Raw genomic sequence first — 23,972 nt, 5'->3', positions numbered from 1 at the left:
AGATGCCTTTTTTTCTTAAAATATAAGATGGATTTACCTTAATTCGTTTTTCCCACTTTATGACCTGCTATAGAGAAATACATAATGTATAGATAGCCTGGTACCATCGCATATAGGAATGCATGTTGAAAATCAATATGCAAATGATCTTTTAACAGTCCATAGATCAAAGGCCATATTGCTCCACCAGCAATACCCATAATCATAATTGCTGATCCTGTTTTTGTGAATTTTCCCAGACCTTTAATTCCTAATGGGAAGATCGCTGGCCACATGAGGGAGTTTGCGATTCCTAATAAGGCAACAAATATAAATGATGTTGTGCCAGTTGTGAAAACAGAAATGACGGTGAATGTGATGCCAATGATTGTGCAAATGCGTAGGGCCATTTGTTGTGATACAAATCTTGGAATAGAGATAATACCGATAATGTAACCGATCAACATGCAAGATAGTGTAAATGCTGTTGCGTAGGTCGTAAAGAAGGGATCAACTTTCAGTTCGCGTGCATAGACGCCAATGATATCTCCCGCCATAACTTCGACCGCTACACAGAAGAAAATTGCCAAAGCGCCCAAGAACAAATGTGGATATTGAAATATCGATGTTTTCTTTGCCGCAACAGTTCCGCTTTCTACGCTGCTTTCTTCTTCTGCGTCCATATCGACCTCAGGCAAGTGAGTGAACTTTAAGAAAATTGCGAAGGCAACGAAAATAATTGCAAGCGAGATGTATGGCGTGTGTACGCGTTGAAGAAGATTATCTAAGATCGCATTTTTTTGGACCAGATCCGTTGTTGCTTCTAATTTTGCTGTTACTTTTTGAGCATCTTTTAAAAAGAGTGTTCCGAAAAGGATAGGTACAATGATACCAGCCGATTTATTGAAAAAACCAGCTATTGAAATTCGTTGTGCTGCGCTATCAATAGGACCAATAATACTTAAGTAAGGGTTAACTGCTGTTTGTAATAATGCCATTCCTGAACCTTGAATAAAGATTCCTGTTAAAAATAGACCATAGCTTCTGTTATCTGCCGCAGGAATAAAGATCAAGGACCCTAAACCTAATATAATAAGACTGACAACTAAACCATTTTGGAAACCAATTTTTTTGATGATGACTGAGCTTGGAAGTGCTAGGAAAAAATAAGCAATATAGGAAGCAAAGGTTACGAAGAAAGCTTGCAAATCTGTTTCGAGGTTACAAGCAATTTTTAAGAATGGAATTAAAGTTCCGTTTGCCCAGGTAATAAAACCGAGGATAAAAAATAAACCACAGCAGATGGCCATAGGGCGAAAAGCTGTTTTACCAACGTTAGGATTAGTGGTCATGTTTTGTTTTATTATATTTAGTTAAGTTATCGTTCGAGTAGTTAAGTTATCGTTCGAGGATTGGTAAATCAGTAGGAATAAGGAATGAACAAACGATTGCGCTCCATAATTACTGATTTTTAAGGTATCCATCCTACAAGACTACTTAAATTTCTTGAATATTGGAAATAAATAAAGGCATATTTTTGAGGGATTTTGATAATTAATTGACAAAAAAAAGGAGGATAAATTGTGAAATTTATCCTCCTTTGCTTATGAACGTTGTCGAATTTTAATTGGACCAAGTTGATAAATCGAGTTAGCAGGAGCCATACAGTCCTCGTTATTTTGGAACGATTGCTACTGTAAGTCTTGAGATACAATTTAATTTGTTGAAACGATCGTACATTTTTATTTCCCAAATATGTGTGGACCGACCAATGTGTATTGGACTACATTTCGCGGTGATTACACCGCTACTGACCGGGCGTATGTGATTGGCATTTACTTCAAGTCCCACACCGCGGTATTTGTCAGGGTCAACCACGAGATTGGATGCGATACTTCCCAAAGATTCCGCCAGAACGACAGAAGCACCGCCATGTAAAATGCCGTGCGGCTGTTTGACTTTATCTGTTACAGGCATGGTCGCCGTGATGGAGTTGTCATCTATTTCTGTTGCTTGAATTTCGAGCAGACCTGACAGATATTTATTGAAGAATACGTTAATTTCCTCAATGCTGTAATGCTGAAACCAAATTTTTGACATCGTCTGAGTTTAAATAACGTTCTTGGATAATAATGCGGTGATGATTGAGATGGCCCGCAATGACATACAAAAGCGCTTTTACACTTGTCAGCCGTTCAGATGCCATGCCCTTACGTTCTAGTTCCACATCGTTAAAACTATTGAAAAGCATCATGTTAGCTTTGCGAAGAAAGGTGAATTCTTTGCTTAAACTTTCTAATGTGCGGTCGTTGTAACGGGAATATTGAATGAGATAGTCTTGGTCATACCCGGCAAGCTCTTTAAGGTCATTACGTGAAAAACGCAATGCCCGGTAAGCCATGATACGCTCATTATCGATGACGTGGCCAACAACTTCTTTGATGGTCCACTTATCTTCGGCGTATTTAAAATTACCTCTTTCCTCAGGAATCGTGTCCAGAAATGCTGGAAAGGAGAGCGTTTGTTCTTCTAGTGCATCAAACACGTTATCGACGACAGTCTCAATATAAGGTGCGTAGACTGCTGGATATTCGTCAGATTTGAGTGGCTTCATATTTTAAATTGCTTTTTAAGATTATTCGAAATGTTGTTCCTTTACCTACTTCAGATTCTTTTACAAAAATTTGTCCCTGGTGGTACCGCACCATTCTTTTTGTCAGACTAAGGCCAAGCCCCCAACCTCTTTTCCGTGTTGTGAAACCCGGCTGGAAAACAGATTCAAAATTAGATCTCGGAATTCCTTTGCCCGTATCACTAATGTCTATAAAAATTTCTTCTTTCGCAATATTTTCTGAAATATTAACAGTTATCTTTCCTTCTGTGCCAATGGCATTTACTCCGTTTTTCAATAAATTTTCGATAATCCAATCAAAGAGTGGAATATTGAGTTGTGCTTCAAGATGTGTGTCGCCTTTTAATTCGAAAGCAATTTTATTACTGGTTCGTATGCGAAAATAATCCATATAATTTTTGATGACATCATAGAGGTTATGGTTGGTCAGTACGGGAGTAGATCCTATTTTGGAGAAGCGGTCAGCGACGATTTCAAGTCGTTTAATGTCATTTTCCATTTCATTTAGCGTGTCATCTTCTTCGGCATCAAATTTTATGCGAATCAATTCTAACCAGCCCATCAGTGACGAAATAGGGGTGCCCAACTGATGTGCTGCTTCTTTGGTTAGTCCGACCCAAACAAGATTTTGTTCAGATTTTCGGATGGAGTTGAAAACCGTATAGGCAATAATGAGAAAGAGGGCAATCAATGATAATTGTACATAAGGAAACACCCTTAACTGTTGCAAAAACCAAGAATCCTTATAATAAACATGCCATTTTTGACCATTTTCCAATTCCAATGTAATCGGAGGATGGCTCTTCTTCATAAACGCGAGCTGCTTTTGAAAATATGCCGGATCATAATCGAGATGTTTTGTAACACTGTCGTTGTGTCCGGGTTTAATATTTGTCTTTGTGGAATCGAGGTTACGCCAGAAAATAATGTCTTCCTTATCGTCAGTAATAATTGCTGGTAAATTTAGGCTGTCTCTTACGGCGTAAATAAACGTAATGAATTCATCATCAACGTCGGGCATGGTCATGATATTTTTGGTACTCATAGCCCATACCTCAGCCTTTGAACGTTCGGCATGCGCAAGATTTCGAACGAGGTAGTTGGTATAAACCAAAGAGGCGACAGCAATGACTGCTGCAAAGATAAGCAAGATAAATTTCCAGCGTTGCTGGCTAATCTGATAGGGTTTCATGATTACGTATTCGTGTCCTTCATTTGCAAATTACTGAATAAATGTCTGTTTTCTGCACTTTTATTTCATTGAAGAAGTTAACGTACCATCCAAATCAAAAATTTTGTGGTAATTTTGCGGCATGAGTTCAGAAAGAAAAGTAAGAGTGCGTTTTGCACCGAGCCCGACAGGTGGTCTTCACCTTGGTGGGGTACGTACAGCTTTGTTTAATTTTCTCTATGCGCGTCAGCATCAGGGAGATTTTATTTTACGTGTCGAGGATACGGACCAAACTCGTTTTGTCCCAGGTGCTGAGGAGTATATCAACGAATGTTTAGCATGGTGTGGTCTGTCTCCAGATGAAAGCCCGTTAAAAGGGGGCGAGTACGGACCTTACCGTCAAAGTGAGCGAAAACCATCTTACCGGAAATATGCTGAGCAGTTGATCGAGAATGGTTATGCTTATTATGCATTTGATACTGCAGAGGAATTGGATGAGCAACGTAAGTTGCAGCCTAATTTTCGCTATAGCCACGAAAATAGACTTCAATTGCGTAATTCATTGAGTCTGTCTGAGACTGAAACTCAACAATTATTGGATGCGGGGACTCCGCATACCATTCGTATAAAGATTCCTACCGATGAAACGGTAACATTCACGGATATGATCCGTGGAAAGGTTGCTTTTGATACAAATCTTGTCGATGACAAGGTGTTGCTTAAAGCAGATGGCATGCCGACTTATCATCTGGCAGTTGTTGTCGATGATAAAGCTATGGAAATATCGCATGTTTTCCGTGGTGAAGAGTGGTTGCCTTCGGCGCCTATCCATATTTTATTGTGGGAATACCTCGGCTGGGGTGATAGCATGCCAGGTTGGGCACACCTTCCATTAATTCTGAAACCAGATGGAAATGGTAAATTAAGTAAGCGTGATGGCGATCGCTTGGGCTTCCCTGTTTATGCAATGAACTGGACTGATGCGAAATCTGGTGATACAACAAAAGGATTCCGTGAGATGGGCTTCTTGCCAGAAGCTTTTGTCAATATGCTTGGGGTGTTGGGCTGGAATGATGGAACTGAACAGGAGATTTTCTCCTTAGATGAATTGATCCAGAAATTTGGTGTTGACCGTATCAGTAAAGCTGGGGCAAAATTTGATTTTGAAAAAGCAAAATGGTTCAACCATGAATGGATTAAACGCACATCGACAGAATCTCTGTTGCCACAGATCAATACAGTTTTGGAGCATCATAAAGTAGAAGCCGATGCCGCTTATGTGAGTAGGGTATTGGATGCCGTGAAAGAACGTTTAACCTTTGTTGAAGACTTTTGGACTCAGGCGTCCTTCTTCTTTTCGCAGCCTGCGGAATATGATTTGAGCGCGGTAAAACCTAAATGGTCTGCTGAGAAAACTGCATTTTTTGAGGATATTAACCAATCATTCGAAGGATTTAATACCTGGAAGGCTGCTGAATTGGAACCCTTCTTCAAGGATGCGATTCAGGCATCAGGGATGAAGATGGGTGAGCTTATGATGCCATTCCGGATTATGTTGGTAGGGGGTAAGTTTGGACCAGATGTATTTCAGATTGTTGAATTACTTGGTCAACAAGAGGTCATAGCGCGTGTGAAAAAAGCACTTAAAGAATTCGATGCTTAAATAGCTTTAAGTACGAGATACCGAAAAGGGGTTGTCTGCATTGCTATGCAAACAGCCCCTTTTTTCTGAAAGAGGTTGTTTATTGATTGCTGTTGTTTTTATCAAGTCATCAATGCGCGATTAAGTCATCAATGCGCGCGCGATACGCGGTTGATTAGCCAAAAAGAATCTTCCGTTCGGGTTCTTAACTGTTGTTGCTCGCGAAATCATGGAGCTTGTCTATAGGGGGGGCGGCCTCATTTACAAGTATGGTATCCTTAGGCGCATGAAAAGTGTTTTGGCTGGGCCGAATAAAAATATTAGCCCCGTTATTAGTATTCCTAGTATCCCTAGATAAGTAAATATCTCCATGTTACTGATTAACGTTGCTTGCTGACTTAGGGTTCCCGAAATACTTTTGCTGGCAATTCGGCCAGCTATCTGATCGCCATATATTCCGGCATATTTCTCCATTAATGTATCCCAATAGTTTATTGTTAGGGGACTGCTTGTATTCAATGTTTGTTCGAGTTGAATATAATGTTTTTGATTTAATACATAACTGACGTTTTGGATAAGAGCAAATCCGACATTCGTACTCCAGAACCGAGCTGTTGTGCCCATAAGACCTGCATTGCCAACGTGATGGGATTCGACACCAGTCAAGATATAGATAACAAGCGGTGTAAAGAGCCATCCCTGACCTATTCCTTGAATAAACAAAGGAAGACCGATTGTCCAAATTGTGGTGTCAGGGTAAAATGTGGGTACAAATAGAAAACATGAGGTCGCCAAAATCAAAAAGCCGAAACCAAAGATATATTTAGGAGATACATCGCGCAGGAGTAAAAAACCTGAACTACCGACACCCAGTATTGTGCCAAACACGTTGATGTACTGTACATCAATAATATAATGCCAGGGCCACTTCCAAACTGTAGCCATTACAGTATAAACATTATTGAGGCAGCTACGAATAATATAAAACAGAAAAAACAGGGTAACACCAAAGATCACATTTTTGTATCTCAAGATCTCAAAATGAAAAAGGGGTCTTTTGACCGTCTTTTGTTTAATCATAAAGAGTGCGCCGAAAATAAGGGAAAGGGCGAAGTTTATGGTGATATTGGCGTGTTCAAACCAATAGTATTTGCGACCATAAATTAAGACATAAGCTCCACAGCTCAATGATATCAATAAAAACAAGCAACTTGCCAGATCTAATTGATAGAGGGGGAATTTTTTACCCAAGCGATTATTGTTAAGTAACAGCAAAGCTATTGCAATCACAATCAAATGCCAATAGAGGACGACGTGGATCATATCTTGCCATCCGTAATCCATAATACTTTCTTTGAGTAAGGAGGTCGTTAAAGTTGATCCCGTAAGCATAAAGGTGTACAGGAAAAAATAAGCAATCGTACGGCTTTTGGCATGCCTAATTTGCATCATAAGCAAGGGAAGAAAGCAAGCTCCTTCCAATACACAGAAAATACCTTCTACCACGCGCAGAATGCCAATAAGAAATGGATCTCTTGTCAGCGAAATGCCTAGTAGGATCAAAATGGAAAGACTGCAGGTCAAAAGAATATATGTTCTTACTCTGAAGAAGGAAAATAGCCGCTGAAATAGAAGTAAAGCAACGACAATGGCGCCATACATCAGGGATAGAAAATACTGAATATCCTCGGCTTCAATGTCCAGTACCGAAGCGGTAAATGCCGTATTGGAATGGAAGAGAGACATTAACATGAGATGTGGGAACATCGCTAATATCATTAACGGAAGTTTTATCCATTCGGGCACCCAACTATAGTATAAAGATTTATTCATACGCATGATGATTAGGATTGATGGGTAGCATGGATAACCACATTCATACCGGCACGCAATTTCTTAAGATCCTGTTTTGGATCAAATACAATTTTAATAGGAATCCGTTGTTCAATCTTTACGAAATTTCCGGTTGCATTGTCTTGAGGTATCACGGAAAATTTGGAACCTGATGCTGGGGAAAAAGAGTGAATTTTTCCTTTAAAACTAAGTTTGGGAAAGGCATCAACCTGTATCGTGACTACAGTACCTTCTGAAAGGTTTTCGAGTTGAGTCTCTCTAAAATTAGCGTTGATCCATTTTTCCTCGCTAATGACGTTGGCTAGTGTCTGGCCTTCCTTTACAAATTGTCCTGGTTGGATCGTTCGTTTGCCAACAAAGCCATCGTAGGGAGCGGTTACTACGGTATAGGAGAGAAAAAGCTGTGCATTTGTTTTCGCAGCCTTTTTGATATTGATATTAGCTCTTGCCGGCAATTCGTTTGCTTTTTCTTTGCTGCTGTTCAGTTGAGCTGAATTATATTCTTCCGTAATGGCGTGCAATTGCGCCAATGCGATATCGTATGCTGCTTTGGCATTATCGTACTGCTGTCTGGTGGCAGCCTCAGCTTCAAATAAATTCTTGAACCGATTGTAATCCTGTTGGGTCTGCCATACACTTACTTTTGCAGCCTCTAATCTTGCCTTTTGAACCGAAATACTATTAGCTGCCGCATCGGCTGTTTTGCTGAGAACCTCGGCATTTCTCTCACTACTTTGGAGTTCGGCATTCGCCATATCCACCTTGGTTTGATACTCGCTCGCGTCTATAATAAGCAGCGTGTCGCCTCGATGAACATATTGATTTTCCTCAAATCGTACCTCTTTAATAAAACCAGCGATTCTACTGGCAATGGGTGTAACATATTGATCAATTTGAGCGTCATTTGTCGTGACATACTGATTAGTAAAAATGAGGTGTCTGACTAAGACGCCAATACCGGTCAATAATAATAGGCTGGCAAATATGACGAGCACTTTATTAAATCCCTTTGTTTTGTCTTTTTTATCTTCTTTATTCATTGTTGTTTAATTGCGCGTTTTTCAATTGTTTGCTTTGCCTGTGCTTATTCCTTTGTATGTGCTTGACGTATCCTTTACCTTAAAATCATCAAAGCTTCCAGCTCAAAAAGTCTCGGAGCCATTCATCCAGTTCAGCTATGCTGTACTCGAAGTAGCAATTTTTCTGGTTTTGTATTTGACTTAAACAGGAGTACTCGGAATACGAGCAAATTTCCTCTGAGCACATGAGCATATGGCTGTACAAAGATACTGTGAGATAGAAACGTTTTGTTTTGTATAGTCGGACGAATATATGTTCATTTGCGCCATGTTGTAGGAAAAGTGTAATTTTAAGTTATGGAAGAGGAAAAACTGGCAGCTATTGATGCTGATCAATATGATTTTTATGTAGACCACATGTATGTCGATCGTATCGATTCTCGGGAGTATAAACATAAAAAGGCACGGTTGCTCTATGCCGAAGGTGGAATTGTTCATGTGTTTACAGCAACAAAGCACTGGTACTTACCGGCAAGATTTTACATGTGGATTCCGGCAAATACAACCTATCATCTGGAAAGCACAAGCTCCCGTATCCCGCTATATAGTTTTTATTTCAAAGAGCGGCAGCAGATGCCGTCCGTACTTTCAGTACCGAATATATTTCTTAGCAATGATCTGGTGCGTGAAATGTTTTTATTTGCTCAGGATTGGAGCGGAGGGGTCAGTAAAACGACCGATTATTCAAAATACTGTCTCTTGCGCGCGATGATGGCTATCATTCCGGATACAAGTTCACCAATAGATGCTTTCCCGATGCAGCATCCCTATCCTAAAAGTGAGAAACTCAGGAGTGTGGCTAGATATCTGAACAGCAACATTGATCAGGCCTTTACCATAGAACAGATTGCGGCTCGCTTTGGAATGAGTAGCCGCTCGTTGTCCAGACTTTTTAAAGACGATATGGGCATCAGTTATATTCGGTTTTTAAGAGCCATACGAATTGCAAAAGCTTTGGAGCTGATGTCAGAGAATAGCTATTCCATTCTAGAAATAGCCATGCGCGTGGGATACAACGAGCTGTCTTCTTTTAGTAATATTTTTACGCGTGTAACGGGTATCCGTCCATCGATATATATGGCGAAGATTAATGAATATAAACAGTAATATTTTATTTAGGCCAAAAGTTCCTGCAGATCTTCCTGAGATAGTGACTTGATAAAGCTTTCTTCTGTCGTGATCAGGCTTTGTGCAATCGATTTCTTTTTATTCTGTAAAGCCAGTATCTTTTCTTCGACGGTATCTTTACTGATAAATTTATAGATAAATACATTGCGCGTTTGACCGATGCGGTGTGAACGGTCTACGGCCTGTTGTTCCACAGCTGGATTCCACCACGGATCCAGAATAAAAACATAGTCCGCTTCAATCAGATTGAGTCCCACCCCACCTGCTTTTATCGATATAAGAAATAACTTAGTATCGTTGTTTTTACGAAATTGGCTAACGGCTTCATCCCGGTTCTTTGTGCCGCCATCTAGGTAGGCATAATTTATTCCTTTATTATCGAAATACTGACGGAAGATATTGAGCTGTTTTACGAACTGGGAGAAAATCAGTACTTTGTTGCCCCTTTGCATTACCATCTCAAGCGTTTCAATGACAGCGTCGAACTTGCCGGAAGCACCCGAGAACTTCTCATCCACCATTCGGGGATGATTGGCTAATTGTCGGAGCTTTGTCAAGCCCTGCAACAGCGCAATTTGGGTAGATTTTGGCTTGCTGTCCAATTGTCCGTCAAGAATGGCATTGCGATATTCAGATTTGACTTTTTCGTACAACTCGGATTGTTTTTCAGTCATTTCACAATAAAGTACCTGTTCAGTTTTTGGCGGTAATTCTGTTGCCACCTGATCTTTTGTACGTCTTAATATAAAAGGTTTGACAATCGCTTGAAGACGCTGCGCCTTTTCTTCATCTTTTTTCTTTTCTATGGGCTGTACAAATTCCTTCTGAAAATAGGTATAGCTTCCTAGTAATCCTGGATTGGTGAAGTGCATCTGTGCCCAAAGATCCGAAACGGAATTTTCTACAGGAGTTCCACTCAAGGCCAATTTGTTTTTGCTTTTTAGGCTTTTGATGGCTTTAAACGATTTGGAAGTTGGGTTTTTGATATTCTGGCTCTCATCGAGGATAATGTAATTAAAATAAAAGCCACTCAAGGTTTCTTCATCAATGCGGGCAATCCCGTAGGTAGTAATGACCAAATCATATTTAGCGAAAAGCGAGGCATCTTTAATGCGGTTGTTTCCGGTATGAAGGTGAATATTAAGCTGTGGCGCAAATTGCTGTGCTTCTTTTTGCCAGTTGTATACCAATGATGTTGGCAAGACCAAAAGTGAGGTACGGACATCCTGTTCGTCTTGGAGTTGTTCTTTTTGCTGTTGCAATAACGCTAAAGTCTGTATGGTTTTACCTAAACCCATATCATCTGCAAGACAGCCGCCAAATTTATACTGCTTCAAAAAATTAAACCAATTGTATCCTGCTTTTTGGTATGGGCGAAGATTTCCCTTGAAATGTTTTGGTTCGGGAATATCAGCAATCTCTTCAAAGTTGGCTAGATTCTGTAGTTTTCGTGTAAATACCAGTTTTGTATGCTCACTAATTTCAAAGAGTAGACCAATATGTACCTTATTTAGTTTGAGCTCATGTCGGTCTGCAGAAAATTGGAAGAGATGGTTGTATTTTGCAAACCATTCTTCCGGAATCATGGCAATTTCTCCATTTGGTAAGGTGAATTCCTTAATATTATTAAGGATATGGTTGCGCAGCTGAATAAATGGAATCTCATAGGGCCCAAATTTTGCGATAGCACTTATATCAAACCAATCATTGTCTTCATCAATGGAGATATCTAAGGAGGTGTGCCCTATGAAGAAGCGTTTTTCTTCACTATTTTGTATAATGTGGAATCCAAGAGCCTCCAGTTGTTCTTGATGGTTGTTCATCCAGTCAAATACTGAAAGCCGTTTTCCAGTTTGGTTTGCTGGCGTTAATAAGCCGAGTTGGAGATCAACATCCTGTAGTCCCAATTTTTTTAAGCTTTCATGTTGTTGTTCTTCCCATTGCAACGATCGTTTGACACGGTGGAATATATATTGATCATCTTGCGCATTATATTCCATGCGAACAGTAACCTTATTCTCGGCTCCCGCGGTAAAGGTATGCGGTCCGTACTTGAATTGCAGTTGTAATTGCGAGGCTCCATCCTCGACATAAATCAAATGGAGGAGTGGAATTGCTTGGTGCTGGTGGGTCTGAATTTCAAATCCTTCGGCATAGACATGATAACGTTCAATCAGTCCACATACAAAGGTTTCGAAATATTTTTTTTCAGTGCTTCTACCGACAGAAATGTAACGTTTATTCAGGAAAGGGCTGAGCTTCTTGCCCTCAAGGGCCTGATCGAAATAATATAGGGTATTGTTTAAAAGTAACCATGCTTGTACATTGGTCAAGACAATGGCATTTTTGAACATAAACTCCAGACGCTGATTTTCGTATTTGATTGTCGGGAAATAACGTGTTTCTTCTTCGTTTCGTCGAAAATGAAATAGAATCGATGCCGCAGAGGTTGCCAATTTAATTTCTTGATCTGCTGGATAACCATCTTTGCTCATCATGAAAAGTGGTTTGTCTCCAATAGCTTCAAAAAATTGGATCATTTTTTCATCTATTTTAGGCCGAAGAAGTTCATACAACTTTTTATCGAAAACTTTGGAAAAGAAATCGACAGGTCTAATTGCTTTTTTATAGTATTTTTTGATGAGATGCGTTTGTTCGATTTCATCGAGCAATCGAATCAGTTTGTAATCTACTTCATCCAATTCCGCGGCGTAAGCATCGACAGTATTGCTAAATATACGCTGATAACGTAGTGAGTAAGTCCCGTTGGGATTGAGTTTGACCATGTGTGGCTCAATAAGATAGCCAAGATAGGGATGCTCACATATAGAATAAACGATTTTATATACTGGAAATGACTTTGACTGTTGCATTAAAAATAGCGGACCTTATAAATAAAGGTTTCTAATATACAATAAAATATACCATTAATTGCAATTTGCACGTTGAAATTTTAAAAATCGATTCCAAGGGATAGCCTCGTTAAGATCCTGTACTAACCTTCATTATGAAGTTGTTCACAGGTATCGTTAAATGCCAAAGATAACAGGTCGTCCTTCACGGCTTGATTTACCTGAGTTGAAAATTTGAGTTGTAATTAGCTTGACTCGCTATAGGAGTAAAAATCTAATAGTTTCCTTCAAAGACAAATTGTGCTGGACCTTTTAAGAATACCTCTGAGAAATGGGAGCCCTTCTTATGGAATGAAATATAAAGCTGCCCTCCTAATACGCGAATAGGAATAGTGATATCACCTTCTAAATTTTGCTGCAGAGCAACAGCCATCGCTGCTGCAGTTGCTCCAGTGCCGCAGGCATAGGTTTCATCTTCAACACCGCGCTCAAAAGTACGGAGGAAATAACCATCTCCTTCCGCTTCAATGAAATTTACATTGATGCCTTCTTTTTCATAAGTAGCATTGTTGCGAATTGCGTAGCCATCTTGGAAGACATTTTTATCCTGCAGATTTTTTACAAACTCAACATAATGTGGAGACCCCGTTTGTAATACATAAGCTTCACCATCACGTGTATAATCTTGTACATCGATCATTTGCAGGTTGACAAGGTCTGCTGCTAGCGAGGCATGGTGTATGCCGTCTACTGCCAAAAAGACAGTTTTGTCAGTAATGATGCCTAAGTCGCGTGCAAAAGCGACGATACAACGGCCCCCGTTACCACACATGCTGCCTTCTCTGCCGTTGGCATTATAATAAATCATCTCAAAATCGTAATTTTCCTTGTTTTGAAGCAGCATTAAGCCATCGGCACCAATGCCAAACCGACGGTTACAGAGTTTTTCTACCAATGCTTCATCTGCGCGGTCAAATGCACTGTCGCGGTTGTCTACTAAAATGAAGTCATTTCCTGCGCCCTGATATTTTGAAAATCTTACTTTTGATGCCATTACGTTGATTTGTAGTAACAAAAATACGTTTTTTTGTTACAAAAAACCGGGTAAAAGTTAAGATTTGTTAAAATGATTGCATTTGTCTAGCAATTAACATTTTTTAACGTGTCGGATTTTCCGAAGGCCTTGAAATGGTATTACATTTGAACATATCCGAATAAAATCGGTAATTTTAGGAGCAAAAGTTATCAGCATATATTAGGACATTTTAAAATAGAAATAAGTTTATGAATAAGGTCGGTTTAACGCTATTAACGGCTGTTTTCGGTGGAGCGGTAGCATTAGGTGGTTACAAGCTTATTGAGAATAAGAAGTTGGATGGTATGTCTTTCGAAGACAAACAAAAAGTTTATTTTGCAAACAATCCTACAGGAGTTATGTCTTCAACAGGCAATCCTGATTTCACCCAGGCTGCCGCAATAGTGTCGCCAGGTGTAGTGCATATTAAGACAACCTATAGCCGTAAAGGATCACAGCAATCGCAAGGTTCTCCGTTCGATATGTTTGAAGAGTTTTTTGGCATGCCACAAGGTGGTGGACGTCGTCAAATGCAGGCGCAACCTGTGCAGGCATCCGGATCAGGTGTAATTATCTCGGATGATGGTTATATTGTAACGAATAACCACGTCGTAGAAGATGCAGATAAAATTGAAGTCGTATTAACAGACAAACGTACGTTTGAAGCCAAATTGATCGGACGTGATCCGAATACAGATTTAGCCTTGTTGAAAGTGTCAGGCAAGGGGCTTCCTGTGGTCAAGTTAGGTAACTCAGATAATGTCAATGTCGGTGAATGGGTGTTGGCTTTTGGATACCCGCTAGGGCTTCAATCTACAGTTACCGCAGGTATCATTAGTGCAAAGGGTCGTCAGATCGGTATTCTGAGTGAAGGTCAGCAACAACGTGGTAATCCATTTGGTGGTGGACAGGATCAAATCCCGGTGAGTTCAGCGATAGAATCCTTTATTCAAACAGATGCTGTTATCAATAAAGGAAATAGTGGTGGTGCGTTGACGAATGCTTCGGGAGAATTGATTGGTATTAACTCTGCTATCGCTTCTCCGACAGGAACATATGCGGGTTATGGTTTTGCGATTCCGGTCAATTTGGTGAAAAAGATTGTCGATGACTTTGTCGAATACGGTAATGTAAAACGCGGTTATATCGGTGTTACCTATACCGAAATAACACCTGAACTTGCTAAAGAGAAAGGTTTTACAGATGTTGATGGCTTGTATGTTCAAGACGTTGTAGCTGGTGGTGCCGCAGAGGCTGCAGGTGTTAAAAAAGGAGATATCCTGACCAAGATTAATGGAAAAGTGATCACAGGTTCACCTGTCTTAAGTGAAACTATAGGTCGTGCGCGTCCTGGAGATAAGGTCAATGTCACCTACAAACGTGATGGTAAGGAAAAACAAGTAACCATGACATTGAAAGGGGAAGAATCCTTGAAGACCGCAAATACCGGCGGTAAAGCTTCTAAAAGTGCAACGGAGATTTACAATAAATTGGGTGCAAGCTTTATTCCTGCTTCAGCTCAGAAGAAAAAAGAGCTGGGTGTCAACTCTGGAGTTGTTGTGACCCAAGTGAATCGTGGTGGCATCTTTGATTACTTCGGTGTAGAGCGTGGATTGGTCATTACTGAGGTTAATGGAAAAGCTGTAAATACAGTAGACGATGTTGAAACTGCGCTTGGCGCAACACAACGTAATATTGTGCGATTGAAAGGGGTATCTCCTCAAGGTGGTGCTGTTCAATTGAGCTTCCCAGTAGAATATTAAGCGTTGAATTAAGAATTGGTTGATTAATATAGTTTAGGTGGTTCTAGCCGTAAGGTTAGGCCACCTTTTTTTTTCTGAAAGTGTCTGATCTTATTGGCCAGAAAAAACCTTCAGTTTGCTTTCATTGCTGTTGGTGGCTGCGAAGTCATGAAGGTTTTATCCTTTGTATTATGATCACGTTTTTTCATTAAGGGAGTAATGAACTCGCTATGCTTGGTTTACTAAGCATTGTTTAATTTCATTGGCTTTAATGAACTCAGTTATTGGTCAGAATGATTTTTAGGCGGGTTTTTCCGCTGTTTTTGTATGCGAAATCAGGAAAATTTGGTGGAAATGCTATGTCACTTGGTAACATGTAGGTCAATTTTAAGCTGGTTGTTTCCTTAATAATTTTAGTTTAGCTATTTTGCGGAATGAAGTGCCGAACAGCGCCAGTACTTGTTAAGCTGCGTCTTTCTGGCCTGATGATTTATTATATATTTTGCTATCGACAAGAATGAGAGCCTGATTATATGGGCTAAAGGCGTTCTTTGCGTCCTTTAGTTGGATCAGTCAACGGTATCGCGATTGCTTGATAGTTTTTTAAAATTATAGAGATGAAGATTTTAATGGTTTGTTTGGGCAATATCTGTCGTTCGCCCCTTGCACATGGTATATTAAAACAAAAAGTTGCGGATAATCAATTAAATTGGGTCGTTGAATCGGCGGGTACAGGTGACTGGCACATTGGTGAAGCACCCGACCGTAGGGCGATAGCCATTGCAAAGAAGTATGGTGTCGATATTTCCGGTCAGCGGGCCCGACATTTCAAGCCGCATTTTTTTGCCGAATATGATCTTATATTTGTGATGGATAGACAAAATTATGAAGATGTATGCGCTCAGGTGATTGATAAGGAAGACCTGAACAAAGTGAAATTGTTTTTAGGAGACGATGTCGTTCCCGATCCGTATTTTGACGATAATTTGTTCGATCCAGTTTTTCAGATGATTGATCAGCGCTGTGCAGAGGTTATTGCAAAAGGAGGGAATCTAACGGCATAAGTGTATTTATTTATCTTAGTTTGTTTAAAACAAAAAAATGAAGGCAGCAGAAGTAAATAAGAAGTGGAGCATTCTACAGGATGAAATTGCTTCACTATTCGATATGGAAAAGCCGGACATCAAAGTCTGTTTATTCCTCATTGGTGTTCAGGAATTGGGTAAAGGTGCTCAAAAGTTCTCAAAACGGGAAAAAGAAGAATTGATGCACATTGCGACCTGTCGTCTTTTCAGTGCAATGGGATTTTATAATCTGAAAGGTCTGGATGAAGAGGGGTGGCCACATTGGGAATTGGTAAAACCTATTCCTAACTATACGCTTTTGGAACAAGAGCTGATTATGAAGTCCTTGATCATAAATTATTTTGAGGAATTAAACGTTATCTAGAAGATAACACAATTGAAAAAACTGGAAGTTCTAATTGGGAGCATATAATTATTAACAGATGAAATTTTTAAAGGCTAGTTTAATAGCAGTATTCTGCTTTTTGCAGGTTTTGGCATTTGCGGCTAAACCCGAGTTTAAATATGTACAGATCGTTACTGACAAGGGAAACTGTGTGCTGCGGTTGTATAATGAGACACCTAAACATCGGGATAACTTTGTCAAATTGGCAAAAAGTAAATATTACGACGGGACTTTGTTCCATCGTGTCATCCAGAATTTTATGATTCAGGGTGGTGATCCTGATTCAAGAAATGCCGTTGGCGGCGCTCAATTGGGTAATGGAGGACCAGGGTATACAATTCCTGCAGAGATTCAGGATGGTTTATTCCATAAAAAAGGTACTATCGGAGCGGCTCGAGATAATAATCCCGCAAAGGCTTCTTCAGGTTCTCAATTTTATCTCGTTCAGGGAAAGGTATTCACCCCTGAAGACCTCGATCGTTTGGAGCAAACACGAATGAATGGTAAGAAATTTTCGGAAGTGCAACGTCAGGCGTATACGACTATTGGTGGAGCTCCGCATTTGGATTGGAATTATACCGTATTTGGTGAGCTGGTCAAAGGCGTGGATGTCATCGATCAGATTGCAGCTGTGAAAACCGATAAGCACGATAGGCCAGAAGTCGACCAAAAAATGAGCATGCACGTGCTCACAAGACGAGAAGCGTTAAACCTGGAGCGAGAACTAAAAGGTCTAAAACCTCAGACGGGTATCTTATCTAAAATTGGTGATCTGTTCTCTTCCAAGGATTATTAATGTCGTTATGATTCGCAAATCAGGGGTTGAAGAGCTTTTTCCCTTATTATTTAGCATCTCAATATTCAAAAAATGAAAATAGTAACCTATAATGTGAATGGTTTACGTGCAGCCTTGAAGAAAGATTGGTTAGGCTGGTTGAAAACTGTAAATGCAGATGTCATCTGTCTTCAGGAGATTAAAGCTACACCGGATCAAATTCCTGAAATTGCTTTGTTGGAACAGATGGGCTATGAGCATTACTGGTATCCCGCTCAAAAAAAAGGCTATAGCGGAGTCGCCTTGTTTACGCGTATCACACCTAAGCATATTGAGTATGGTTGCGGCCATGAAGATTATGATTTTGAAGGACGTATTATCCGTGCTGATTTTGATCAGGTTTCCGTGATGAGTACTTATTTTCCATCAGGTACGACAGGAGACGTGCGACAGGATTTTAAATACCGTTTTCTGGCGGATTTTCAGTTATATAGCGATAAGCTTTTGGTCGAAAAGCCGAATTTGGTCGTTTGTGGTGATTATAATATTTGTCACCGTGCTATTGATATTCACAATCCAAAATCAAATGCAAATTCTTCGGGATTTCTTCCAGAGGAGCGCGAATGGATGGAGAATTTTATTAATTCGGGCTATATCGACTCTTTTCGCCATTTAAATCCGGATCCGCACCATTACAGTTGGTGGAGTTACCGTGCTGGAGCACGTGCGAAAAACCTAGGTTGGCGTATTGATTATAATATGGTTTCAAAACCTCTGGCAGAGAAAATCAAATCGTCCAGCATAATGCCAGATGCTGTCCATTCCGATCATTGCCCGGTATTGTTGGAGCTTGCCGTCTAATTAGATGGCATCTCACAAAAAAAAGGCTTTCATATGCATGAAAGCCTTTTTTTTGTGAAGCACGAGGGACATTATTAACTAATTATTTCCCCTGGCTATGGATAATGGAAAGTTGCTGGGCAACTTTCTCTGCAATCGTTAAAAATGATTTCGTTACAGGGTCTTCGGTATCTATGGCAACTGGGAAACCATTGTCTCCAGCATCAGAAATGCCTTTTAATAAAGGGATTTCACCAAGGAAAGGAACTTTATATTCTTCTGCTAAACGTTTTCCACCGTCTTTACCAAAAATATAGTATTTATTCTCTGGCAGCTCAGCCGGGGTAAAATAGGCCATATTTTCTACGACGCCCAATAATGGAATATTGATGCTATCCATTAAGAACATTCCAATTCCTTTGACGGCGTCGGCCAGGGCAACGTGCTGCGGCGTAGTGACAATCACAGCTCCGGCAATAGGGAATGTCTGCGATACGGTGATATGGATGTCACCAGTGCCTGGAGGCATATCAACGACCAAGTAATCCAGTTCGCCCCAATGCGCATCGTTAAAAAGCTGCTTGATTGCTGAAGTGGTCATTGGACCACGCCATGGAATAGGCTGGTTTGGATCGGTGAAAAATCCTATTGAAAGTAATTTCAGCCCAAATTTTTCAAGCGGTTCAATTTTAACCTGTCCGTCTGGCATTTCTACCGAACCTGGCTTAGCGCCTTCCAATCCAAACATAATCGGAAGCGATGGTCCATAGATATCGGCATCTAAAAGTCCTGTTTTAGCACCTTTGGCATGGAGAGCAAGAGCTAGATTGGCGGCAACCGTAGATTTACCAACTCCACCTTTGCCTGAAGATACCAAAATGATATTTTTAATACCCGACACTTGTGCACCTTGCTTCCCAATCACATTGGAAGTCATATTGATCTGAACTTCGAGATTTTTGTCGATGAAATGGGCTATAGCGTTTCGACAAGCATGCTCAATATGGTCTTTAAGCGGGCAAGCTGGCGTAGTTAAAATGACATCGAAAGAAATTTTTTGGCCTTCGATTTCGATATTTTGAATCATATTCAATGTTACAAGATCCTTTTTCAAATCAGGCTCTTCAACATAGGATAATGCATTTAATACTTGTTCTTTGGTAACCATCTGTTATTCATTTGTAATCACGGATTACAAAACTACTCATTGCAGATCAATTTCATGTCATTTCTTTGTTTTTAATGGGATTTAGAAAGCTGTATTACACTAAAAGGGATGGGACATTAATCTTCCATAGTTCAGGTTCAAAACATGAAGTGAGTATTCCTATTCTTTAAACGGACCTAATAGGGACCTGATAGGGACCTCATTCGGACTTCATTCGGATGAACCCCTATAAAACCCGTTTTAAATCCCTATAAAATAAGTTGTAAATTCCTGCTAGAAAATAAGCTTATTGGAAAGTTGTCATGCCATTGGTCGGAATGGCTTTTATCATTTTTATCCGTCTATGTGTGCTTAGAAAAACTTCATGTATAATTCCTCAATAAATAAATTCCTCAATAGGCAGAGGAGAGATCGATAAATTACGTATATATGCCACGCAATTAAATTGCATATAAAAGCTAATTTATCTAAGTTTGACTGTTGATATGCACGAATTTGCATTAAGTAATAATTATGTCCAATCGATTTATAACATCTTTTAAGTCCCGCAAGTGGCGATGGCTTTATATTGCGCTAGCTGCTATGCTGGTTTTGGCTATTGCAGTTGGTACCTATGCTTATCAGAAAAGAGATGCCATGCTCATGGGAGCAATCAACAAAGCGAAAGCAAAGTTGCTTGAAAAGTATGATATGGAATTGAAGATCCAATATTATGCCTTCCAGGGAATTAGTGCAGTACAGTTTAAGAATATACAATTGTTGCCCAGACATCGCGATCAATTGGCACAAATCAATGATCTTACGGTATCTGTAAAATTGTGGCCTTTGCTATTCGGAGATGTAAAATTGGGGCAGGTTATTTTGGATAATGGGACCGTTTCTCTTGTTAAAAAAGACTCGGTCAGTAACTACGATTTCTTATTCAAGAAACAGAAAAAAGATACCGTAGAAAATGATAATCCAAAACAGAATCTGGCAGCTTTAGCAGATCGATTGTTGAAAAATGTGTTTTTTAAGGTTCCAAATGATCTTGATCTCAAGAATCTTGAGCTTTCCTATCGCGATGACAGCACTTCACAGCGCATTGTCATTCCCTCTGCGGTGATCGACGGTGGAGATATGGAAACGAAGTTCCTGCTAAACGACCATGAAGCGGCCTGGAATCTGACTGGAACAATAGATTCGGATAATCAAGAATGTGACCTTCGCCTTTTTTCTGATAAAAAGGAGGTCAATCTTCCCTTGTTGCAACGCAAATTTGGTCTTGCAGTAAGTTTTGATGAAATATCCTTCCGACTGGACAAGGCGCACAGGAGGAATAAGGAATTGCTGGAATTGCATGGGCAATGGGGCTTTAAAAATTTGAAAGTAAATCACTGGCGTATTTCTAGTAAAGATGTCATCTTTCCTGAAGCCATCATGCAGGGGGCATTGAATATTGGAGCATCATCGATTGAAGTGAGTAAAGAAAGTACCGTACAGGTCAAAGATTTTGTGTTTTCACCTTATGTCAAATATGTGCACAAGCCGGAGAAAGAGCTCTTCTTCGCTATTCACACAGATAAGATCGAGGCTCAGCACTTTTTTGATGCCATGCCAGTTGGACTATTTCCAGGTTTAGACGGTATTCAGGTGGAGGGGCACATTCAATACGATCTAAACTTTGCGCTCGAAATAAAAAAGCCCGAAAAGCTTCTTTTCTCTTCCAAAATGGATGATAGGGATTTAAAAGTCGTTAAATGGGGAGAGGCTGATATTGCGATGCTAAATACGCCTTTCACGTATACAGCTTACGAAGATGGTAAGCCGATGCGGGAGATTGTGGTGGGGCCTCAAAACCCTAATTTTACACCGCTAGATCAAATATCCCGTTATATGCAGATTAGTTTGATCAATACAGAAGACCCCTTTTTCTTTAAACACAAGGGCTTTGAGGAGAAGGCTTTTAAGCTCTCCATTGCTACAAATATCAAGGAAAAAGGGTTTAAGCGCGGGGCGAGTACGATATCTATGCAACTGGTAAAAAATGTTTTTCTAAATCGGAATAAGACCGTTGTGCGGAAGCTGGAAGAAATTTTGCTGGTATGGCTGATGGAGCGTTCACAGCAAGTCAGCAAACAACGCATGTACGAGGTTTACCTGAATGTCATCGAATGGGGGAATAATGTATATGGTATCACCGAAGCTGCGCGTTATTATTTTGGAAAAACACCGGCACAGTTGGGGCTTGGAGAGAGTATATTTTTGTCCAGTATCGTTCCACGACCTAAAAAAGGACTCAACTTTTTTGATTGGACAGGGCACCTGAAAGGGAATATGTTGCGCTATTTTAATACCTATGGTCATATTATGACCAAAACAGGGCAGATTAGTGTGGATTCAACAACTTCAAATTATGGTTTTTATGAAGTTGTTCTGCAACCGCATCTGCGGGCAGCTCGACCAGCTGTGGTAGATTCGGTTGATGTATTTGATATGGGAGATGATCCATTGTTGTTCGATCGTCTCGAAAGTAGCTCTCCTGCCGATAATCTTGAAAGTGTATCTGTTCCAAAGAAGCTAAAACAAATGGATCTAACGGAAAAGAAAGATGAGGAGGCGACTGAACCAGAGAAACCAAAACGATCGCTATTTGACAAGATATTGGGACGTAAAAAAGAAGAAAAACAAAACGACGCACACAAATAGTGTTTGTGGCGAAAGAAGGATATTAACATGAAAAAGATAGAAATTGACGGATTGCTTTTCGAACCTTTATTTGAAGAAGAACAAATTCAGAAGCGAGTGCGCCTAATGGGGATTGATATAAGCCGGCGTTATGAACACAAACTGCCTGTTTTTATAGGTGTCTTGAATGGATGTTTTATGTTTATGGCAGATTTGCTTAAGCAAATTGATGTTCCTTGTGAGATGTCATTTATTAAGTTGGCATCTTATATTGGAACGGGACAATCTGAATTAAACGAGCTTTTAGGACTTGGTATCGACCTTGAAGGCCGGGATGTGATTATTGTAGAAGATATTGTCGACTCCGGGCATTCACTCAAATACACCTTGGATGCTGTAAAAAAATTAAATCCAGCCAGTGTGATTGCTTGCGCACTTTTGGTTAAACCTGAGGCGCTGCAGTATCATTTTGAGGAATTAACTTATGTTGGCTTTGAAATAAGTAAGGAATTTGTAGTTGGGTATGGTATGGACTTTAATGGTCTTTGTCGGAATCTCCCCGATATTTATAAAAACGTAGCAATCTAATGTGCTATCAAGTGATCGTTAGATTTTAATGGTAGAATTTCGCTCTATTCAAGCGTTTGATCGCTGTATAATGCTTTCAGATTGATGAGCAAAATTTCCAGATCAGACAAGGGGAATTTAGAGACAGTTTCAAACATTTCCTTTTCATCAAATTTAATGACCAAGACACCTTTATGATCTTCTTCATAGCCCGCTTTTTGTATTGTAAAGTCTATCTTTTCAAAATCAAATTCTTTTAGACTTCCTTTAAACCATTGGTAGTTAGCTGCGTAATTAAATTTGTTTTTTTGAAAATGAATAATTTCAGTGCCATAGGTATTCCATAGTGAAACCCGGATCATATACCATGCTATTAATCCGAATATACCATAGAAGACAACACTCATAAGTGTTACCCCGTCATTGAGAACATTGGCAATGAAGCCGCCTAATGGGAGAATTATCGTCATTATGGTCAGTAAATAGATGAATATTCTGGCAACTAGCGGTCCCTTTTTTTCTTTTAATACCAATTGGTTTTGTGTTAGGTCGATTTGATTCATAGCTGGCATTTCTGTTCTTAAAGGTTCGTTTTTTATGGGGTAGAGCACTTGTTTTGATTCTTTCAAATTGATTTGCGAAATCGATGCGCATTTTACTGGCTAGCCTATTTAAACGAACAGGTTTCGATATGGTCGTTCACCATTCCAACGGCCTGCATATACGCATAACAAATGGTAGAGCCGAAAAATTTGAACCCCCTTTTCTTCATATCTTTTGCTATCTTATCAGAAATAACTGTCGTTGCAGGTACCTGTTGCAAACTGCTCCAGTGGTTTACAATCGGTTGTTTTTCGGGCAAAAAGCTGTATAAGTAGTCATAGAAGCTACCATATTCTGCTTGAATTTTCTTGAAATGTTGCGCATTGGTAATGGTGGATTCAATTTTATTCCTGTGTTTGATGATTCCCGAATCGCTCAAAAGCCTCGCAACATGTTCATTGGTATAGGCCGCGACTTGATCAACATCAAAGTTGGCAAAAGCTTCTTGGTATGCTGCTCTTCGACGAAGAATTGTGATCCAGCTTAAGCCAGCTTGTGCAGACTCCAGGATCAAAAATTCAAATAAAGTTTTGTCATCGCGGACTTGTCGCCCCCATTCTTTATCGTGATAGTCTACATATTGCGGATCAGACCCGCACCATTGACAACGTATGATTTCTTTGTACATGTTCTCTGAAGATTTTTTGAATGCAATATAACTTTTTATCCTAACTTTACGACCAAAATTAAAGAGTTTCGAATAGAGACGGTTCATGAGTATTTCATTG

At 39.8% G+C, this 23,972-nt stretch carries 20 protein-coding genes; 9 read left to right on the top strand and 11 right to left on the bottom strand.

What is annotated here, in order from left to right:
• Positions 1-38: 38 nt before the first annotated feature.
• The 4 genes from B4Z47_RS13570 to B4Z47_RS13555 all read right to left on the bottom strand — a co-directional run bounded on the left by B4Z47_RS13570 (position 39) and on the right by B4Z47_RS13555 (position 3,803).
• Complete coding sequence (locus tag B4Z47_RS13570; RefSeq protein ID WP_204990867.1) at positions 39-1,331, bottom strand: sugar MFS transporter; 1,293 nt, start codon at positions 1,329-1,331, stop codon at positions 39-41.
• Between the two features lie 322 nt (positions 1,332-1,653).
• Complete coding sequence (locus tag B4Z47_RS13565) at positions 1,654-2,079, bottom strand: hotdog fold thioesterase (RefSeq protein WP_112375037.1); 426 nt, start codon at positions 2,077-2,079, stop codon at positions 1,654-1,656.
• On the bottom strand, positions 2,045-2,593 hold the full coding sequence (locus B4Z47_RS13560) for a DinB family protein (RefSeq protein WP_046673623.1): 549 nt from the start codon (positions 2,591-2,593) through the stop codon (positions 2,045-2,047). The genes B4Z47_RS13565 and B4Z47_RS13560 overlap by 35 nt, the downstream gene beginning before the upstream one ends.
• Positions 2,574-3,803 (bottom strand): sensor histidine kinase, encoded by a 1,230-nt coding sequence (locus B4Z47_RS13555; RefSeq protein WP_070561286.1) that lies wholly within the window; start codon positions 3,801-3,803, stop codon positions 2,574-2,576. The genes B4Z47_RS13560 and B4Z47_RS13555 overlap by 20 nt, the downstream gene beginning before the upstream one ends.
• A gap of 121 nt (positions 3,804-3,924) precedes the next feature.
• Between B4Z47_RS13555 and gltX the strand changes: the two genes are divergently transcribed.
• Positions 3,925-5,445: a glutamate--tRNA ligase gene (gene gltX, locus B4Z47_RS13550; protein ID WP_286710242.1), complete on the top strand. Its 1,521-nt coding sequence runs from the start codon at positions 3,925-3,927 to the stop codon at positions 5,443-5,445.
• 240 nt (positions 5,446-5,685) lie between these two features.
• Here gltX and B4Z47_RS13545 read toward each other — a convergent pair whose 3' ends face one another.
• Together B4Z47_RS13545 and B4Z47_RS13540 are read right to left on the bottom strand one after the other, a co-directional pair.
• Positions 5,686-7,257 carry an MFS transporter gene (locus tag B4Z47_RS13545; RefSeq protein WP_286710241.1) on the bottom strand — a complete coding sequence of 524 codons (1,572 nt, stop codon included), beginning with the start codon at positions 7,255-7,257 and terminating at the stop codon, positions 5,686-5,688.
• 11 nt (positions 7,258-7,268) lie between these two features.
• Positions 7,269-8,318, bottom strand: coding sequence for an HlyD family secretion protein (locus tag B4Z47_RS13540; RefSeq protein WP_070561283.1), 1,050 nt, complete (start codon positions 8,316-8,318; stop codon positions 7,269-7,271).
• A gap of 336 nt (positions 8,319-8,654) precedes the next feature.
• Here B4Z47_RS13540 and B4Z47_RS13535 point away from each other — a divergent pair, with 336 nt between their 5' ends.
• Positions 8,655-9,464 (top strand): helix-turn-helix domain-containing protein, encoded by an 810-nt coding sequence (locus tag B4Z47_RS13535; protein ID WP_070561282.1) that lies wholly within the window; start codon positions 8,655-8,657, stop codon positions 9,462-9,464.
• Between the two features lie 8 nt (positions 9,465-9,472).
• Here the strand turns inward: B4Z47_RS13535 and B4Z47_RS13530 are convergent, their stop codons facing one another.
• Both B4Z47_RS13530 and dapF read right to left on the bottom strand, forming a co-directional pair.
• Positions 9,473-12,358 carry a DEAD/DEAH box helicase gene (locus tag B4Z47_RS13530; RefSeq protein ID WP_112375035.1) on the bottom strand — a complete coding sequence of 962 codons (2,886 nt, stop codon included), beginning with the start codon at positions 12,356-12,358 and terminating at the stop codon, positions 9,473-9,475.
• Positions 12,359-12,611: 253 nt separating this feature from the next.
• Positions 12,612-13,391: a diaminopimelate epimerase gene (gene dapF, locus B4Z47_RS13525; RefSeq protein WP_112375034.1), complete on the bottom strand. Its 780-nt coding sequence runs from the start codon at positions 13,389-13,391 to the stop codon at positions 12,612-12,614.
• A gap of 230 nt (positions 13,392-13,621) precedes the next feature.
• On the opposite strand from dapF, the gene B4Z47_RS13520 reads away from it, so the two are divergent.
• From B4Z47_RS13520 to B4Z47_RS13500, 5 genes are all read left to right on the top strand, one after another.
• Positions 13,622-15,175, top strand: coding sequence for a Do family serine endopeptidase (locus B4Z47_RS13520; protein WP_046673632.1), 1,554 nt, complete (start codon positions 13,622-13,624; stop codon positions 15,173-15,175).
• A 596-nt stretch (positions 15,176-15,771) separates the two neighbouring features.
• Entirely contained in the window at positions 15,772-16,218 is a 447-nt protein-coding gene (locus B4Z47_RS13515) for a low molecular weight protein-tyrosine-phosphatase (protein WP_070561279.1), read from the top strand.
• Positions 16,219-16,255: 37 nt separating this feature from the next.
• On the top strand, positions 16,256-16,603 hold the full coding sequence (locus tag B4Z47_RS13510; RefSeq protein ID WP_046673634.1) for a hypothetical protein: 348 nt from the start codon (positions 16,256-16,258) through the stop codon (positions 16,601-16,603).
• Between the two features lie 58 nt (positions 16,604-16,661).
• Positions 16,662-17,420, top strand: coding sequence for a peptidylprolyl isomerase (locus B4Z47_RS13505; RefSeq protein ID WP_115046449.1), 759 nt, complete (start codon positions 16,662-16,664; stop codon positions 17,418-17,420).
• Positions 17,421-17,492: 72 nt separating this feature from the next.
• Entirely contained in the window at positions 17,493-18,260 is a 768-nt protein-coding gene (locus B4Z47_RS13500; protein WP_070561278.1) for an exodeoxyribonuclease III, read from the top strand.
• A gap of 82 nt (positions 18,261-18,342) precedes the next feature.
• Here the strand turns inward: B4Z47_RS13500 and B4Z47_RS13495 are convergent, their stop codons facing one another.
• Positions 18,343-19,407, bottom strand: coding sequence for an Mrp/NBP35 family ATP-binding protein (locus tag B4Z47_RS13495; protein ID WP_046673637.1), 1,065 nt, complete (start codon positions 19,405-19,407; stop codon positions 18,343-18,345).
• A gap of 513 nt (positions 19,408-19,920) precedes the next feature.
• Between B4Z47_RS13495 and B4Z47_RS13490 the strand changes: the two genes are divergently transcribed.
• Both B4Z47_RS13490 and hpt read left to right on the top strand, forming a co-directional pair.
• Entirely contained in the window at positions 19,921-22,095 is a 2,175-nt protein-coding gene (locus B4Z47_RS13490) for a transglycosylase domain-containing protein (protein WP_046673638.1), read from the top strand.
• A gap of 27 nt (positions 22,096-22,122) precedes the next feature.
• On the top strand, positions 22,123-22,662 hold the full coding sequence (hpt, locus tag B4Z47_RS13485) for a hypoxanthine phosphoribosyltransferase (protein WP_046673639.1): 540 nt from the start codon (positions 22,123-22,125) through the stop codon (positions 22,660-22,662).
• Between the two features lie 44 nt (positions 22,663-22,706).
• Here the strand turns inward: hpt and B4Z47_RS13480 are convergent, their stop codons facing one another.
• Positions 22,707-23,270 carry a hypothetical protein gene (locus B4Z47_RS13480; RefSeq protein WP_286727411.1) on the bottom strand — a complete coding sequence of 188 codons (564 nt, stop codon included), beginning with the start codon at positions 23,268-23,270 and terminating at the stop codon, positions 22,707-22,709.
• 38 nt (positions 23,271-23,308) lie between these two features.
• The gene (locus tag B4Z47_RS13475) at positions 23,309-23,872 is read right to left on the bottom strand and encodes a DNA-3-methyladenine glycosylase I (protein WP_046673739.1); all 564 of its coding nucleotides are present in this window, start codon (positions 23,870-23,872) and stop codon (positions 23,309-23,311) included.
• Between the last annotated feature and the right edge of the window lie 100 nt (positions 23,873-23,972).

Source organism: Sphingobacterium sp. UBA2610 (assembly GCF_002339225.1).
GTDB classification, from domain to species: domain Bacteria; phylum Bacteroidota; class Bacteroidia; order Sphingobacteriales; family Sphingobacteriaceae; genus Sphingobacterium; species Sphingobacterium multivorum.
Note: the sequence above shows the minus strand (reverse complement) of the source record. Positions and strands in the feature narration are given on the sequence as shown.